This is a genomic window from Variovorax sp. 770b2 (assembly GCF_900115685.1).
GTDB lineage: Bacteria > Pseudomonadota > Gammaproteobacteria > Burkholderiales > Burkholderiaceae_C > Variovorax.
Genome location: NZ_FOXJ01000010.1, coordinates 13,497 through 28,680, shown reverse-complemented (window position 1 = coordinate 28,680; position 15,184 = coordinate 13,497). Strand labels below are relative to the sequence as shown.

Sequence of the window (15,184 nt, the reverse complement as noted above, 5' to 3'; positions counted from 1 at the left end):
GATTTGCGCGTCAGTACGGCAGTGCCAACCGTCATATGTCGTTCGTGCCTTCGGCCCGGTTCACACGGGGTTTACGCCGGGCTTCTTACAATCCGTACCGTCGTGCGTGCGCCGCGCAGACCGCCACCAAGACCTCGCCGCCGACCGATGAAACGCTACTGGGAAATAGACGCCTTGCGCGGGCTGATGCTCGTGCTGATGACCGTCACCCACCTTCCCACCCGCCTGACCGATCCGCTGGGACAGCCTTTCGGCTTCGTCTCGGCGGCCGAGGGCTTCGTGCTGCTGTCGGCCTTCGTGGCGGGGCTGGTCTACAGCCGCATCGGCTACGCCCGCGGGGTGGACTCGATGCGCACCGCGTTCTGGCGGCGGGTGGTCAAGGTCTACCTGTGCCAGGCGGCGATCCTTTTGTTCCTGTTCACCGTGATCGCAGCACTCGGGCTGCACATCGACCAGCCGGCGGTGAAGAACCTGGTGTCGTACTACCTGGCGGAGCCGCGCGACGGCTTCCTGTTCGGGCTGCTGCTGATCTATGAGCCGGCGCTGCTGGACATCCTGCCGATGTACATCTTCTTCATGCTCATGAGCCCCTGGGTGCTGGCCTTCGCCATGCGCCACGGCTGGACGCTGGTGATGGTGGCCAGCGTCGCCGTGTGGGCGGCGGCGCAGTTCGGCATCAGCGAATGGATCTACGGGCTGGCGGTGCACTACCTGCACATCCCGGTTCCGTTCCACGAGATGGGGGCCTTCAATACCTATGCCTGGCAGTTCCTGTGGTTCGCGGGCCTGTGCATCGGCGCCACCCGCAGCGGGCCGCAGGCGCGGCCGCTGCGCTTTCCGTGGTGGCTGCTGGCGCTGGCGGCGGGCATCGCGCTCTACGGCGTCTACTGGCGCCACACCGGCATCAACGGCCAGGCGCCGTTCGGTGGCGACGTGGAGCTGAACCTGCTGTTCGACAAGTGGCAGCTGGGCCCGCTGCGCCTCGTGAACCTTGTGGCGCTGGGCATCCTGGCGGTGCGCTTCGGGCCTTGGCTGATGCGCCGGATTCCGCGGCTGCACTGGCTGGAGGCAATGGGTTCGGCGTCGCTGCCGGTGTTCTGCGCGCACCTGGTGGCGGTGCTGCTGGTGCTGGCCTTCTACGGCGACAGCCAGACCGCGCGGCCGTGGTGGGGCGACGGGCTCCTGTTGCTGGCAGTGTTCGCGGGGATGTACGTCGTGGCGCGGTTCACGCGCGGGGCGGATGTGCCGCCGCCGGCGGACGATGTGCCTTCGAGCCCCGCGCCGGCCTAGCTGTCGCGACATCTCCTTTTGGGATGTGATGAGGATGACGATGATCGATTCTGCTTTCTCCAGAAATGTCCTGGCAGCCTGGGCAATGGATTTGGGTGGCATGGCGCACTCGGCCTTGCCGGACGCAGTTCAGCAGGACGTGCAGCAACGCTTGGCCTGTTACAGCACCGCAGATCAGGGCGCATGCGAAATCGCGCTCGGCAACAGTGGCACACCGTTCGGGCGTGTGCATCGCGGCCATGCGCTCATGCGGAGTTCGACAGTCGACTCAGGTGTCCGTGCGCGCGCGATCGAAGACTTCCGCTTCGCGGCGGCGCAAGGCTATCCGCCCGCCTATGAAGCCCTCGCGATCCATCTGGAGCGAGGTTCCGACAGAAGCGAGAGCCTGCGTTGGCGCTGGCTCGCGGCCGAGCATGGCATCGCCGATGCTGCGAAGCAGTTGGGCGGGCGCATCGGCCTTGATGGCTTGGACCGCAAATCGGTGGCCGATCGCATGTTTCTTTCATGGGTTTCCTGCCATCCGGCCTCGTTCGATACCGCCGGCTACATGACGGTCGCGTTGCACAAGGCGCGCGAAGCGTCGCCGAGCGCGGATTTTTCGCAGATTGCGGCGCAGAGGCATGCAGTGCTTCTGCGGGAAGCTGAGCCGAAGGCGGAAAACTTTCTGCACGGCTGCGTGCCAGGCACCTACTACCTTGGCAGCCTGCCCTCTGGCGAGCAGGTTGAGGTGCGCAGGGAAGTGCGCGCGCGCATGGTGCAGACGCTCAAGAACATCCGGGAAGCGGCGCAAAAATTCCCGGACCTGGAGTTGCTCACGCTCCCCGAGTACCAGGATCTGCTGCCGCCGCCCTGATGGCGATCAAGGCAGGCCGCTGGCCGGCGCTGCCGGCGCCACGGGCGCGGCTGCGCCCGGCAGGTGCGACGCAATCACCGACTGCCACAGCCGGTACCCCTCGTCCGTCATGTGCAGCCTGTCCCCGCGAAACAGCTCCATCCGCGGCCGGCCGTCGGCGCCGAGCATCGGCGTGTAGATGTCGATGTACTCGCTGTTGGGCAGCAGGTTGAGGTAGGCCGAGATCACGTGGTTGGTCTCGCGGATCTGCGGCATCAACTGCTCGCGCGACGGGCTGGGCTTGACCGAGATGAAGCTGATGCGCGCGTCCGGCAGCTCGGCGCGCACCGCGTTGGCAAAGCGCGCGAAGCTGTCGAGCACCTGCAGCGGCGTGCGGCCCTCGGCCAGGTCGTTGTCGCCGGCATACACCATCACCTGCCGCGGCCTGTAGCGCACCACCAGCTCTCGCGCGAACAGGCTGCAGTCGGCCAGCGTCGAGCCGCCGAAGCCGCGGTTGACGACGCCGCCGGGCACGCGGGCAAAGTCTTGCGACAGGCGCGTCCACATGCGCACGGTGGAACTGCCCACGAACACGACGCCGCCCGGAGGCGGGAGGCGCTCCTGGTCGGCACGCGCGAAGGCCGCGAGCTCGTTGTGCCAGCGCGCCTTGGCGGCCAGGTAGTCGGAGGAGGCGTCCGCGGCGGTGGCGCCGTCCGCCTCGTAGGGGAAGGCGGCCGAGGCGGTCTGGGCGTGGGAGGCGAGCGCCGCCGCGAGCAGCGCGACCGCGGCCAGCGCGGATTTCATCGAAGGCATCGGAAAGGCAGGGATATCAGGTCAGATGGTTTTTTCAATGAGGGCGCCCTTGAACACGATGGGCCCCTTCGGGCCGCTGCCCGGTGGCACGCCGCCCTTGGCTTCCAGGGTAACGGCCAGGGTCGGCACCTGGTGCACATCGGATTCTGACGCAGCCAGCCGCAGGGCCGGCGCGTTGTCGAGCACGCCGAGGGAGCGCGGCGCGCCGCCGGGCGGCAGGGCCCACAGCTGCAGCGACTTGTCGGCGCCTTCGGCGTAGCTGCCTACGCGCTGCAGCACCAGCTGCTTTTTCCTGGGGTCGAAGGTCACCAGCATCGAGGCGGCGGCCTGGTCGTCGGACAGCACGGCCACGTACTGCACGGCCGGCGCATTGATCAATTGGTCGCGCAGGTTCAGGCCGACCACCACCGCCAGCACCGTGGCGAGCGCGCCGGCGGCCGTGGCACCGCGCCAGAGCGCCAAGCTGCTGAGCCACCCGCCCCGAGGCTTGGCGGCGTCGCGGGCATTGGCCTCGTCGCGCTGCCGTTCGAGGGCGTGCTGCGCCTTCTCGGCATCGATGATGTTGCGGATGCGGGTCCAGACGGCGGCATCGGGGACGACCGGGCTCTGCAGCTCGGTCATGCTCGCGAGCCGGCCCTGCCAGACCAGCGCCGCGGCGCGCACCGGCGCCTGCTCGCGCGCCAGGGATTCGAAACGGCGGCGGGCGCCGCCGCGCAGGGTGCCCAGCGCGTGGCTCGCGGCCAGCAGTTCGAGCAGTTCGGGGTGGGCGATGAGGTTCATGAGGGGGCCGCTTTCTTCACCGTCATCACGCAAAACGACCCATGCAGGTGCGCAGTTTTTCCAGCCCTCGCCGGATCCAGGTCTTGACCGTGCCCAGCGGCAGCTTGAGCTGCTCGGCCAGCTCGCCGTGGCTCATTTCGCGCAGGTAGGCCAGGCTGACCACTTCGCGCTGCTTGCCCTCGAGCTGGCGCAGGCACTGGTGCAGCGCCCAGGCCTGTTCGCTCGCATCGGCCGTGTCGGCGGGGTTGGGCGCGTCGGATTCGAGGGTGTCGGCCATCAGCTCGTCGAACTCCTGCGTGAGCTGGGCGCGGTCGGCGGTGCGGCGCCGCAGGAGGTCGAGCGCGCGGCTGCGCACGATCAGGCCCAGCCAGGCGAGCGGCGGGCTCAGCGTGGCGCGGTAGTCGCCGGCCACGCGCCAGACCGTGAGAAAGGCCTCCTGCAGCACATCCTCGGCCCATTCGCGCTGCCGGACCACGCGCATCGCCAGGCCCATGAGCTTGGGCGCCGTGCGGTCGTACAGCTGGCGCAGGGCGGCTTCGTCGCGATGGCCGATGCGATCGATCAGCGCCATCAGTTCGGCGTCGGGGCTGGGTGCTGTCATCGGCGGATTGTCGGGCATCGGTGGGCATGGACAAGGTACGGCCCCGCCGGGTCGCCGGATTCAAACAACAGGTCGCCAGATCCTGTTTCTGGAAACATTCGTTAACGTATACTGCCCCGCAAAATCGGAGCGGGGCCGCGCATGCGCGGGAGGCGGAATGAAGCAAATTGCGATCGTCATCGTGCTCTGCGTGGGCGCGTGGTACTTCTTTATCGGCGGCCGCAAGCTCGACGAGCCGATGGTTCGCGACTATTACTACAAGGAAGCGCGCGCCATTTCCGCCAACGACGCCGACAAGCTGTGCAAGCAGCTGAGCCGCAAGGCCGTCATCGAGAGCAAGACCACGATGATGGGCAAGACCGTGGAGACCACGCACAACCGCGACGAAGCCTGCGAGGCCCAGCACCGGACCTTCGAGAAGCTGCGCATGGTCAGCGACCAGGTCGGCAGCATCCTGTCCATCGAGTACGACTACCAGATCGACAGCGTCGAGCTCGCGCCCGACCGCAAGAGCGCCACCGTCCAGGGCACCAACGTGCTCAAGATGGGCGAGTCGCTCCTCCAGTTCAAGACCAGCTTCACCCAGCGCCTGGAGCGCGAGCTGGGCCAGGTGCGCCTGGTGCATGCCGAGGAGGCCACGGTGGTGCGCGTGGGCGGCCGCGGCGCCATGAGCCAGAGCGAGTTCTTCCGCAAATAGACCGAGGGACAGAGCCGCCATGATCGCCCAGGATTCGCCGCCGCGCCCCCCGCCGTTCTGGCACCGCCTGAACAGCTTCTTCGCCTTTCCGCTCCAACTGCGGCCGCTGGCCTACGGCCTCGTGCTGTCGTTCTGCAGCCTGCTCTTCGAGGCGGTCTTCTTCCTGCCCGACGCGCTGGCGTTCGTCGTCATCGAGATCGGCATCATGCTGGCGGCCAGCCGCTACGGCTTCAAGATCACCGCGCTGGGCGCGCGCGGCATCTGGCAGTCGGCCGATTTCGGGCGCGAATCGAGCGACGAGTGGACCTACCTGCCGTGGAAGCTCTTTGCCATCTCGCTGGTGCAGGGCGCCCTGATCGCCTGGCTCGCGTGGTACGAGCCGGTGCTGGGCACCGTCGCGCTGTTCGTCATGTCGTTCAGCTTCCCGGCCGCGGTGCTGGTGCTGGTGCAGTCGGGCAGCTTCTTCCAGGCGATGAATCCCGGGCATGTGTGGGATGCGATCCGCACCGTCGGCTGGCCCTATGCGTTGCTGTGCCTGTTCCTGTTCATGCTGAGCACGGGCGCGCAGATCGCCATCTCGATGGTGGTGCCGATGTTCGACGGCCGGATCATCCTGCCGATCGTCAATTTCGCGTTCATCTACTTCGGCTGGGTCATGGCGAGCCTCCTGGGCTACGTGATGTACCAGCACCACGACGCCTTCGGCATCGACGTGGTGCCCGGTGCCGGCGTGGGCGAGGGCATGCCGGTGGACCGCCGCACGCCCGCGCAGATCGCCGCGCAGCGCATTGATGCCGAAGTGGCGCAGTTCATCACCGAAGGCGACCTGGCCGCCGCACTGGGCACCGCCTACGAGGCGCAGCGCACCGCCGCGATCGACGACCTGGCCGCGCAGCGCCGCTACCACCGCGTGCTGTCGATGATGCCGGACAAGCAAGGCACGATGCTCGACCAGGCCAGGCGCTTCATTCCGCTCCTGATGCGGCGCGACCTGTCCTCCGAAGCGCTCAAGGTCTTCAAGAGCTGCCGCGAGAAGGACAAGGCCTTCGCGCTGGACGATGCCGCCATGGTGATCGCGATGGCGCGGGCCGAATGGCGCAACGGCGATGCGCACGCCACGCTCGCGCTGCTGTCGGGCTTCGACCGGCGCTTCCGGGGCCACGAGGCGATTCCGCAGGCCTACGAACTCGCGGCCCGCGCGCTGGTGCAAGGCCTGGGGCGTGCGGACATGGCGCAGCCCATCCTCACCACGATGGAGTCGCGCTACCCCGACAGCGAGCAGACGCAGGAAGTGCGCTGGCTGCTGCGGCCGGCGCCCGAGGCCTCCGCTTAACGCCCGGTCCTGGGAGGGGGAGGCGCCACCGCGGCGCCCGCGATGCCGTGCCGCTTCAGCGCCTCTGCGACGAAGCCCGAAGCCTTCATCTCCTCGATGAATCCGCTGAGCCACGCCTGTGCGGCGAGCCGGCCTTTCGGTACGCCCATGGCCTGCTCGATCACCATGAAGCGCCCCGGCAGCAGGCGCACGCCGCCCACCCGCTTGGCATCCGCTTCGAGCTGCTGCTTCACGCCGGCGGCCACGTCCAGGCTTTGCGCGATGAACTGGTTCGTGACCTCGGGCGAGGTCGGCGCGCGCACCAGCGTCGCGGCCTTCAGCTCGCGCGTGAGGTACAGGTCGTAGGCGCTGCCCTTGCCGACCACCACGCGGGTGCCGGCGCGGTCGACGTCCGCGTTGCGCTGCAGCGGCGAGGCGTTGCGCACGAGGTAGGCGCCTTCGATGACCACGTAGGGCGCGGTGTATTCCATGTCCGCCGCGCGCACCGGGTCGATCGCGACGAAAGCCATGTCGACCTGGCGCGCCTTGACGGCTTCGACCACGTTGCCGGCGGAGTTGAACTGCACCAGCTCGATCGCCAGGCCGAGCCGGCGCGCCGCCTCGCGCGCGAGGTCCACCGACACGCCGCTCGGCTCGCCACCCGCGCCGCGGCTGGCCAGGATCGGGTTGCCGAAATTGATGGCGGCGCGCAGCTTGCCGGTGCCGCCGAGTTCCGCAGCCGCTGCTGTTTGCGAGCCTGCCGTTGTGCCGGCGCAGCCCGCCAGCAGGAGCGCGCCTGCGGCACAGAAGGCGCGGCGGTCGATGGCGTGGGAGAGATCGGGCTGCTTCATGTGGAATGTCTCCTTGTCGGGGCTTGTCAGGGGCGGGCCAGCGCCGCGAGGCCGCGCACATCGGCCGCCTCGCCCAGCGACCAGCAGGCCGCGAGCAGTTCGCCCGTGCGCTTCGCGCCGAGGATGCCGTCCGACAGCCCGTGGAACTTGCGCTCCAGGTCCGCATCGCTCATCGGGCGCTGCAGCGAGCCGATCGCATGCTCGATGAACACGTGCTCGCGCCGGCCATCGGCCAGCACCGCGGTCACGTCGGCGCTGGCCTCGTCGATGCTGTCGTCCACCGTGGCCACGACCTTGCGGCGCAGGGCGACCACGTCGGGGCGGTTCACGATGTCGTCGGCAAACTCCTCTTCGGCCGCGCGCCCGAACAAGAGACCCGCCGCGCACCCGTGATACACGCTGAACTTGGCGCTCAGGCCGTCGGCCGGTTCCTTCTTGCCCGTGAGTTCGAGCACCAGCGAATGCACCTTGAGCTCGATACGCTCGATCTGCTCCGCCGCGATGCCGCGCTCGCGCAACTGCACGCAGGCATCGATGCTCGGATGGATCACGATGCCGCAAGCGAACGGTTTGTAGCTGTTGAACGAGATCTCGAAACGCTCACCGAGCTCGTCCGTCACTTCGTTCCATGCGTATTTGGTCGACACCACCTGCGCCCAGCCGCGGGGTGCCTCGATCGCCCTGGGGCTCGCGGTGTAGCCGTGCTGCGCCATCAGCGCGGCCATCAGGCCCGCGCGCGCCGCGCCGCCCGGATGAAAGGGCTTGGTCATGGTGCCGAACTGCTCGCGCAGGCCCACCGGCTGCGATGCGGCAATGCCCAGCGCCATCGCCGTGCGGTCCGCATCGAGCCCGAGCAGCCGCGCGCAACCCGCCGCCGCGCCGAACATGCCCGTGGTGCCGGTGATGTGCCAGCCGCGGTCGTAGTGCTCGGGGTAGACCGTGTTGCCCAGGCGGCACGCCACGTCGATGCCCAGCACCAGCGCATCGAGCACCGCGCGGCCGCTCGCGCCGGTGTGCTCGGCCAGCGCCAGCACGGCCGAGGCCACGGGGCCGGCGGGGTGGATGATGGTCTTCAGGTGCGTGTCGTCGAAATCGAAGGTGTGCGAGGTGATGCCGTTGAGCAGCGCCGCATTGGCGATGTCGACCTTCTCGGCGCGCCCGAGCACGGTGGCTTGCGGTGCCGGCTGCAGCACCTGCACGGCCGCCAGCGCGGCCTCCACCGCTTCGTGCTTCGCGGCACCGACGGCGCAGCCCAGCCAGTTGAGAAAGGTGCGGTGCGCCTCGTGGTCCACCGCGTCGCTCCAGCCGCGCGAGGCGTGGCCCGCGACGTACTCGGCAAGGATGCGGGTGATGGGGGGGGCGTTGTGGTCTGCGGCGACCTGGGTGTTGCGGGCCATGTGTTTGAAAGTCTCTGGTGGATAGCGAAGGAGAAAAACGGAAACGGACTTCAGGTGCTCAGTTCGATCTTGCGATCGCGTGCGAGCTGGGTCCATCGCGCGACGTCGGTGCGGATGTAGTCGCCGAACTGCTGCGCGCTCATGGGCATCGGCTCCACGGCCTCCACCGCGAGCTTCTCGCTGAGGTCGGGCGCCCTGAGCACCGTGTTGAGCGTGTCGTTGAGTTGCTTCACGACGGCGGCCGGCATGTGGGCCGGGCCGACCACGCCGTACCACTGCATCGCGTCGAAGCCTGCAAGGCCCAGCTCCTCGAGCGTGGGCACGTCCTTGATCTGCGGATGGCGCGCCTTGCCGGTCACGGCCAGCGGACGCACGCGACCCGACTTGAGGTGCGGCATCGCAGCGGCCAGGCCCGGGAACATCGCCTGCGTCTGCCCGCCCATGAGGTCGGTGAAGGCCGGGGCGACGCCGCGGTAGGGCACGTGCGTCATCTGCAGGCCGGTCTGCTGCTTGAAGAGCTCCATCGTCAGGTGCGTGAGCGAGCCCGCGCCGGCCGAGCCGTAGCTGAGCTTGCCCGCGTTGGCCTTGGCGTAGTCCAGGAACTGCTTGAAGTCCTTGGCGGGCAGGTCGGCGTTGATCACCAGCACGTTGGGCGTGCCGCCGATCATGCCGATGGGCGTGAAGTCCTTGACCGGGTCGTAGGGCACCTGGCGCGTCGCCGGGCTGGTGCCGTGCGTGGCGACGTAGCCCTGCATCAGCGTGTAGCCGTCCGCCGGTGCGCGCGCGGTGTTCTGCGAGGCGATCACGCCGCCGCCGCCGCCCTGGTTGTCCACGATGAAGGTCTGGTTCAGCAGCTTGCCCCAGCGTTCGGTGACGGTGCGGCCCACCATGTCGCTGCCGCCGCCGGCCGCGACCGGCACGATGTAGCGGATGGGCTTGCTCGGAAAGTCCTCGGCACGCGCGGAGCGGTGCAGCCCGAGGAAGGCGGACGTGGGAATGGCGAGGGTGAAGGCGCGGCGTTTCATGGTCTTGTCTCCTGGTGGTTGTTCGAGCCAGGGCGGCCGGGCCGCGCGTTCAGCGGCGGCAGCTCTGCAAGCGGTCGTAGGCGTCGCTCACGTGGCGCGCCATCAGGTCTTCGCAGCGCGCGATGTCGCCCTTGCGCAGGGCCCGGGCGATGCGCGTGTGCTCGGCGATCGATGCGCGCATGCCCATGTCCTGCGACAGGTTCTTCAGGCGCGACAGGTGCAGCTTCTGCACCACCGTGCGGTAGGTCGCGGCCAGCGCGTGGTTGCCGGCGGCCTCCACGATGGCCCAGTGGAAGGCGAGGTTCTCGCGGTAGTAGCGCTGCACGTCGTGCGCATCGAAGGCCGCGTTCATCGCGACGATGGAGGCGTCGAGCCGGTCGGCCAGCGCGATGCGCGCGGGTTCATCGAGCCGGGCCGCGCGGCGGCCGGCAAAGCCGTCGAGCAGGCCGCGCATTTCGTAGAGGTCGTGCACTTCGTCGGCGGTGGGCTCGCGCACGAAGACGCCGGCGTGCTTGCGTGCGACCACCAGGCCGGTGCTTTCGAGTTCGCGCAATGCCTCCCGCACCGGCACCCGCGAAACGCCGAGCCGCGCGGCCACGTCGGGCTCGTTGATGCGCTGGCCGGGCCGCAGTTCGCCCCTGAGGATCATGGCCAGCATGTCGTCGCGCACCAGCTTCGCGAGCGGGGTGTCGCGCACGGCCGAGAGGTGGTCTGCAGGGGGTTCGACGAGCCAGGGCAGCATGCGGAGATCCTTGTTTTGGCGGGATATCGTATACGAATGAATCGATCGATGTCCACTGCGATGGCGCGCCCCGGCCCTCGCGCAGCACGCAATCTCCGGAGTGATCGTGGCCGTGAACCGCACGCTGATGCGCTCGGCGATCGAGCGCCACATGCTGGCCGGACGGGCGCGACCCCTCTCGGTTTCGAGGAGTCGCTGCCGAACCGAACTAGCCGTTCTTTTCCGCGCCCTCGCTCCAGCCGCCGCCCAGCGTCCTGTAGATGGTGAGGCGGTTGGTCTGCTCGGTGAGCTGCAGGCCGATCAGCGTCTGCTGCGCCGCGTAGTGGGCGCGCTGCGCATCCAGCACATCGAGAAAGCTGCTTGCGCCGCTCCTGAAGAGCGACTGCGACAGCTCGAAGCTGCGCGAGGTCGCGCCCAGCAGCGAGCGCTGCGCATCGAGCCGCTCGGCCAGCGTGCGGCGCTCGGCCAGCGCATCGGCCACTTCGCGGAAGGCCGTCTGCACGGTCTTCTCGTAGGTCGCGAGCTGGATCTTCTGCTGCGCCTCGGCCACCTTCAGGTTCGAGCGGTTCGCGCCGCCGTCGAAGATCGGCACGCTGATCGAAGGCGCGAAGCTCCACGCCTTGCTGCCGCTCGTGAACAGGCCCGAGAGCGTGCTGCTCGCCGTGCCCGCCGAGGCCGTGAGCGCGATGCGCGGAAAGAAGGCCGCGCGCGCCGCGCCGATGTCGGCGTTGCTTCCACGCAGGGCGTGCTCGGCGGCGCGCACGTCGGGGCGCTGCTGCAGCACGTTCGACGAGAGGCCGGCCGGTGGCACGAGCAGTTGCGCGGCCTCGGTCGTCGCCGTGGTCGGCAGCAGTTCGGCCGGCGGCGTGGTGCCCACCAGCAGGGTGAGCGCATTGCGGTCCTGCTCCACCAGGCTGTCGAACGCGGCGGCGTCGGCCCGCGCGGCTTCGACGGTGCTTTGCGACTGCGCGAGCGCCAGCCCCGACTGCGAACCCAGCGCGTGGCTGCGCTGGATCAGGTCGAAGGACTTGCGCTGGCTCTCCAGCGTGCTGCGCGCGAGCGCCAGGCGCTGCTCGTCCGCGGCCAGCTGCAGCCAGGCCGTGGCCACGGAAGCCACCAGGCTGATCTGCGTGCTGCGCCGGATTTCCTCGGTCTGGAAGTAGCTCTGCAACGCCGATTCGCCGAGGTTGCGCACGCGCCCGAACAGGTCGAGCTCGTAGGCCGTCATGCCCAGGTCGGCGCTGTACTGCGAGGCGATGCGCGCCTCGCCGCTGGTCGAGAGGCTGCCCGGCGTGCGCGAGCGGCTGCCGCCCGCGCCGGCCTCGACGGTCGGGAACAGGCCCGCGCGCGCGATGCCGTACTGGGCGCGTGCGCGCTCGATGTTGAGCGCCGCCACGCGCAGGTCGCGGTTGTTGGCGAGCGCGAGTTCGATCACGCCCTGCAGTTGTTTGTCGATAAAGAAATCGCGCCAGCTGACGTCGAGCGGCGTGGCCGCCTTCACGTCGGCTGCGCCTGCGGAGGGCAGGGACTGCGGCACCGGCGAGGCGGGTGTTTCATACGCGGGCGCGAGGTTGACGCACCCCGAGAGCACGGCCGAAGCCATGGCCGCGCAGGCCAGCGTGCGCAGCGGAAAGCGGGGGAGGGATGTGCGTCGCATCAGTGGCCTCCCTGTTCTGCGGTGGGCGCCGGCAATGCACCCGTCGCTTCGGCCTTGGCCGGTGCCGGCTTTCGCCTGCCCTCCAGCCATCCGCGGATCAGCGCGAAGAACAGCGGCACGAAGAAGATGCCCAGCGCCGTGCCCACCACCATGCCGCCCAGCACCGCGGTGCCGATCGACTGGCGGCCACCCGCGCCCGCGCCGGTGCCGATGGCCAGCGGCAACACGCCGAAGCCGAAGGCCAGCGAGGTCATGAGGATAGGCCGCAGGCGCAGCCGCACCGCCTCCAATGTCGCCTCGATCACGCCCTTGCCCTGCTCCTGCAACTGCTTGGCGAACTCCACGATCAGGATCGCGTTCTTCGACGAGAGCCCCACCGTCGTCAGGAGGCCCACCTGGAAATACACGTCGTTGCTCAGGCCCCGGAAGCTGGTGAACAGCAGCGCGCCCACGATGCCCAGCGGCACCACCAGGATCACCGAGAACGGCACCGACCAGCTCTCGTAGAGCGCGGCCAGGCACAGGAACACGAACAGGATCGAAATCGCATAGAGCACCGGCGCCTGCGCGCCCGAGAGCCGTTCCTGGAACGACGCGCCGGTCCATTCGTAGCCGATGCCGGCGGGCATCTGCTTCATCACCTCGTCCACCGCGGCCATCGCATCGCCCGAGCTCACGCCCGGCGCGGCGTCGCCCACGAACTCGTAGCTCGGGCTGCCGTTGTAGCGCTGCAGCTGCGGCGAGCCATAGGTCCAGCGTGTGCTGGAGAACGCCGGGAACGACACCATCTGCCCCAGGCCGTTGCGCACGCTCCAGCGGTCGATGTCGGCGGGCAGCATGCGAAAGGCGGTGTCGCCCTGCATGTACACGCGCTTGACGCGCCCGTTGTCCAGGAAGTCGTTGATGTAGGTGCCGCCCATGGCGCTGGAGAGCGTGCTGTCGATGTCGGCGGTGGCCAGGCTGGCCGCACCCGCGCGCGCGTCGTCGATGTCCACCGCGAACTGCGGTGTGTCGTCCAGGTTGTTGCTGCGCACGTTCACCACCACGTCGGAGCGCTTGCCGAGCAGCTCGACGACCTGGTCGCGCGCCTTCACCAGCGCGTCGTGGCCCAGGCCATTGATGTCCTTCAGGTGGAAGTTGAAGCCCGCGTTGGCACCCAGGCCGCGCACCGCCGGCGGCAGCAGCACGAACACGCGCGCATCGCGGATGGTGGAGAGGTCCTTGTTGGCGCGGCGCGCGAGCGCCGCGGCCGATTGCCCGTCGCCTTCGCGCTCGGCCCAGTCCTTGAGCTTCACGAAGGCGCGCGCCGAACTCTGGTCGCCGTTCTGCCCGGTGATGACGTTCACGCTCACCACCTCGGGCTGCCTGGTGAAGTAGTCCTGCATCTGCGTGACCACCGGCTGCAGCCGCGCGTCCGAGGCGCCCGGCGGCAGCGTCACCTGCACCTGCAGGAAGGCCTGGTCCTCGTCGGGCAGGAAGGAGGTGGGCAGGCGCATGAACAGCACCGCCATCGCGGCCGCGATCAGCAGGTACACCACGATGCTGCGCTTGCCGCGCCGCACGATGCCGCCCACCACGCCCTGGTAGCGGTCGGCGCCCTTGTCGAAGTTGCGGTTGAAGCCCGCGAAGAAGCGGTCGACCGCGCCCAGCACGCCCTTGCGCGGCACCGCATGCTGGCCCTTGGCGACGGGCTTCAGGAGCGTCGCGCACAGCGCCGGCGTGAGCGTGAGCGCCACGAACACCGACAGCGCCATCGCCGAGACGATGGTGATCGAGAACTGCCGGTAGATCACGCCGGTCGAGCCGCCGAAGAAGGCCATCGGGATGAACACCGCCGACAGCACCAGCGCAATGCCCACCAGCGCGGGCGTGATCTCGGCCATCGACTTGCGCGTGGCCTCCTTGGGCGAGAGGCCCTCTTCATGCATCACGCGCTCGACGTTCTCCACCACCACGATGGCATCGTCCACCAGGAGGCCGATGGCCAGCACCATGCCGAACATGGTGAGCGTGTTGATCGAGTAGCCGGCGATGGAGAGCACGCCGAAGGTGCCCAGCAGCACCACCGGCACCGCGATCGCGGGAATCAGCGTCGCGCGGAAGTTCTGCAAAAAGATGTACATCACCAGCACGACCAGCAGCATGGCCTCGGCCAGCGCCTTCACCACCTCGTCGATCGACGCGCTCACGAAGGGCGTGGTGTCGTAGCTCACGAAGGTCTGCAGCTGATTGGGAAAGAGCGGCTGCAGCTCGGCCACCTTGGCATTCACGGCCTTGGCCACCTGCACCGCGTTGGCGCCGTCGGCCAGCACCACGCCCATGCCCGCGCCGGGACGGCCGCCCAGCTGCGAACGCACCGTGAGGTTCTCGGCGCCCAGTTCCACGCGCGCCACGTCGCGCAGGCGCACCACGGCGCCGTCGGGCGTGGCGCGCAGCACCACGTTCTCGAACTGCTCGGCCGTCTGCAGCTTGCTGCGCGCGGTGATGGTGGCGTTCAACTGCTGCTGCGCACCGGCCGGCAGCGCGCCCAGCTGGCCGGCCGACACTTGCGCGTTCTGCGCGGTGATGGCGGCGTTGACGTCCGAGGGCATCAGCGCGTACTTGCGCAGCTTGTCGGGGTCCAGCCACAGGCGCATGGCGTAGCCGGTGCCCAGCGTCTGCACCTCGCCCACGCCGTCGATGCGGCTGATCACGTCGACCAGGTTGCTGCTGATGTAGTCGCCCACGTCCACCGCCGAGGCGCTGCCGTCGCCCGAGTACATCGAGACGATCATCAAAAAGTCGTTGCCGCCCTTGGTGACGGTCACGCCCCGGCTCTGCACCTGCTGCGGCAGGCGCGACATGGCCTGCTGCAGCTTGTTCTGCACCTGCATCTGGGCCACGTCGATGTTGGTGCCCGCGTTGAAGGTGAGCGACAGGCGCGCCACGCCCGAGGAGTTGCTGGTCGACTGCATGTAGAGCAGGTTGTCCAGCCCCTTCATCTGCTGCTCGATGACCTGGGTGACCGAGTCCTCGACCGTCTTGGCCGAGGCGCCGGTGTAGGTGGCGTTGATGGACACGCGCGGCGGGGCGATGTCGGGGTACTGCTCCAGCGGCAGCGTGCGGATGGCCATCAGCCCGGCGAGCATGATGACGATGGAGAGCACCCACGCGAAGATGGGGCGGTCGATGAAGAACTGGGCCATGG

The 15,184-nt window shown here is 68.9% G+C and carries 13 protein-coding genes; 4 read left to right on the top strand and 9 right to left on the bottom strand.

Annotation, left to right across the window (positions count from 1 at the left end):
* The first annotated feature begins 147 nt into the window (after positions 1 to 147).
* Both opgC and BM133_RS31865 read left to right on the top strand, forming a co-directional pair.
* Positions 148 to 1,290 (top strand): OpgC domain-containing protein, encoded by a 1,143-nt coding sequence (opgC, locus tag BM133_RS31870; protein WP_093443123.1) that lies wholly within the window; start codon positions 148 to 150, stop codon positions 1,288 to 1,290.
* Positions 1,291 to 1,330: 40 nt separating this feature from the next.
* The gene (locus BM133_RS31865; protein ID WP_143100270.1) at positions 1,331 to 2,143 is read left to right on the top strand and encodes an SEL1-like repeat protein; all 813 of its coding nucleotides are present in this window, start codon (positions 1,331 to 1,333) and stop codon (positions 2,141 to 2,143) included.
* A gap of 6 nt (positions 2,144 to 2,149) precedes the next feature.
* Here BM133_RS31865 and BM133_RS31860 read toward each other — a convergent pair whose 3' ends face one another.
* The 3 genes from BM133_RS31860 to BM133_RS31850 are packed head-to-tail and all read right to left on the bottom strand — an operon-like array spanning position 2,150 to position 4,316.
* Positions 2,150 to 2,926, bottom strand: coding sequence for an SGNH/GDSL hydrolase family protein (locus BM133_RS31860; protein WP_093443381.1), 777 nt, complete (start codon positions 2,924 to 2,926; stop codon positions 2,150 to 2,152).
* Positions 2,927 to 2,956: 30 nt separating this feature from the next.
* Complete coding sequence (locus BM133_RS31855; RefSeq protein WP_093443119.1) at positions 2,957 to 3,715, bottom strand: anti-sigma factor; 759 nt, start codon at positions 3,713 to 3,715, stop codon at positions 2,957 to 2,959.
* Between the two features lie 25 nt (positions 3,716 to 3,740).
* Positions 3,741 to 4,316 (bottom strand): RNA polymerase sigma factor, encoded by a 576-nt coding sequence (locus tag BM133_RS31850; protein WP_256219423.1) that lies wholly within the window; start codon positions 4,314 to 4,316, stop codon positions 3,741 to 3,743.
* Between the two features lie 157 nt (positions 4,317 to 4,473).
* Between BM133_RS31850 and BM133_RS31845 the strand changes: the two genes are divergently transcribed.
* On the top strand, positions 4,474 to 5,013 hold the full coding sequence (locus BM133_RS31845; RefSeq protein WP_093443115.1) for a hypothetical protein: 540 nt from the start codon (positions 4,474 to 4,476) through the stop codon (positions 5,011 to 5,013).
* Positions 5,014 to 5,032: 19 nt separating this feature from the next.
* Positions 5,033 to 6,346 (top strand): DUF4013 domain-containing protein, encoded by a 1,314-nt coding sequence (locus BM133_RS31840; RefSeq protein ID WP_093443113.1) that lies wholly within the window; start codon positions 5,033 to 5,035, stop codon positions 6,344 to 6,346.
* Here the strand turns inward: BM133_RS31840 and BM133_RS31835 are convergent.
* The 6 genes from BM133_RS31835 to BM133_RS31810 form a co-directional block, all read right to left on the bottom strand.
* Positions 6,343 to 7,176, bottom strand: coding sequence for an ABC transporter substrate-binding protein (locus BM133_RS31835; RefSeq protein ID WP_093443111.1), 834 nt, complete (start codon positions 7,174 to 7,176; stop codon positions 6,343 to 6,345). The genes BM133_RS31840 and BM133_RS31835 overlap by 4 nt on opposite strands.
* Positions 7,177 to 7,202: 26 nt before the next feature.
* Positions 7,203 to 8,573: an MmgE/PrpD family protein gene (locus BM133_RS31830; protein WP_093443109.1), complete on the bottom strand. Its 1,371-nt coding sequence runs from the start codon at positions 8,571 to 8,573 to the stop codon at positions 7,203 to 7,205.
* Positions 8,574 to 8,623: 50 nt separating this feature from the next.
* Entirely contained in the window at positions 8,624 to 9,598 is a 975-nt protein-coding gene (locus tag BM133_RS31825; RefSeq protein ID WP_093443107.1) for a Bug family tripartite tricarboxylate transporter substrate binding protein, read from the bottom strand.
* 49 nt (positions 9,599 to 9,647) lie between these two features.
* The gene (locus BM133_RS31820; protein ID WP_093443105.1) at positions 9,648 to 10,340 is read right to left on the bottom strand and encodes a GntR family transcriptional regulator; all 693 of its coding nucleotides are present in this window, start codon (positions 10,338 to 10,340) and stop codon (positions 9,648 to 9,650) included.
* Between the two features lie 208 nt (positions 10,341 to 10,548).
* Positions 10,549 to 11,997: an efflux transporter outer membrane subunit gene (locus BM133_RS31815; protein WP_093443104.1), complete on the bottom strand. Its 1,449-nt coding sequence runs from the start codon at positions 11,995 to 11,997 to the stop codon at positions 10,549 to 10,551.
* Complete coding sequence (locus BM133_RS31810) at positions 11,997 to 15,182, bottom strand: efflux RND transporter permease subunit (RefSeq protein ID WP_093443102.1); 3,186 nt, start codon at positions 15,180 to 15,182, stop codon at positions 11,997 to 11,999. Before BM133_RS31810 ends, BM133_RS31815 begins: the two co-directional genes overlap by 1 nt.
* Positions 15,183 to 15,184 lie beyond the last annotated feature (2 nt).

Excerpts from the sequence above, each read along its gene's own strand:
- opgC (WP_093443123.1), top strand. The coding sequence starts at position 148 with ATGAAACGCTACTGGGAAATAGACGCCTTGCGCGGGCTGATGCTCGTG.
- BM133_RS31865 (WP_143100270.1), top strand. The coding sequence starts at position 1,331 with ATGATCGATTCTGCTTTCTCCAGAAATGTCCTGGCAGCCTGGGCAATG.
- BM133_RS31860 (WP_093443381.1), bottom strand. The coding sequence starts at position 2,926 with ATGAAATCCGCGCTGGCCGCGGTCGCGCTGCTCGCGGCGGCGCTCGCC.
- BM133_RS31855 (WP_093443119.1), bottom strand. The coding sequence starts at position 3,715 with ATGAACCTCATCGCCCACCCCGAACTGCTCGAACTGCTGGCCGCGAGC.
- BM133_RS31850 (WP_256219423.1), bottom strand. The coding sequence starts at position 4,316 with ATGACAGCACCCAGCCCCGACGCCGAACTGATGGCGCTGATCGATCGC.
- BM133_RS31845 (WP_093443115.1), top strand. The coding sequence starts at position 4,474 with ATGAAGCAAATTGCGATCGTCATCGTGCTCTGCGTGGGCGCGTGGTAC.
- BM133_RS31840 (WP_093443113.1), top strand. The coding sequence starts at position 5,033 with ATGATCGCCCAGGATTCGCCGCCGCGCCCCCCGCCGTTCTGGCACCGC.
- BM133_RS31835 (WP_093443111.1), bottom strand. The coding sequence starts at position 7,176 with ATGAAGCAGCCCGATCTCTCCCACGCCATCGACCGCCGCGCCTTCTGT.
- BM133_RS31830 (WP_093443109.1), bottom strand. The coding sequence starts at position 8,573 with ATGGCCCGCAACACCCAGGTCGCCGCAGACCACAACGCCCCCCCCATC.
- BM133_RS31825 (WP_093443107.1), bottom strand. The coding sequence starts at position 9,598 with ATGAAACGCCGCGCCTTCACCCTCGCCATTCCCACGTCCGCCTTCCTC.
- BM133_RS31820 (WP_093443105.1), bottom strand. The coding sequence starts at position 10,340 with ATGCTGCCCTGGCTCGTCGAACCCCCTGCAGACCACCTCTCGGCCGTG.
- BM133_RS31815 (WP_093443104.1), bottom strand. The coding sequence starts at position 11,997 with ATGCGACGCACATCCCTCCCCCGCTTTCCGCTGCGCACGCTGGCCTGC.
- BM133_RS31810 (WP_093443102.1), bottom strand. The coding sequence starts at position 15,182 with ATGGCCCAGTTCTTCATCGACCGCCCCATCTTCGCGTGGGTGCTCTCC.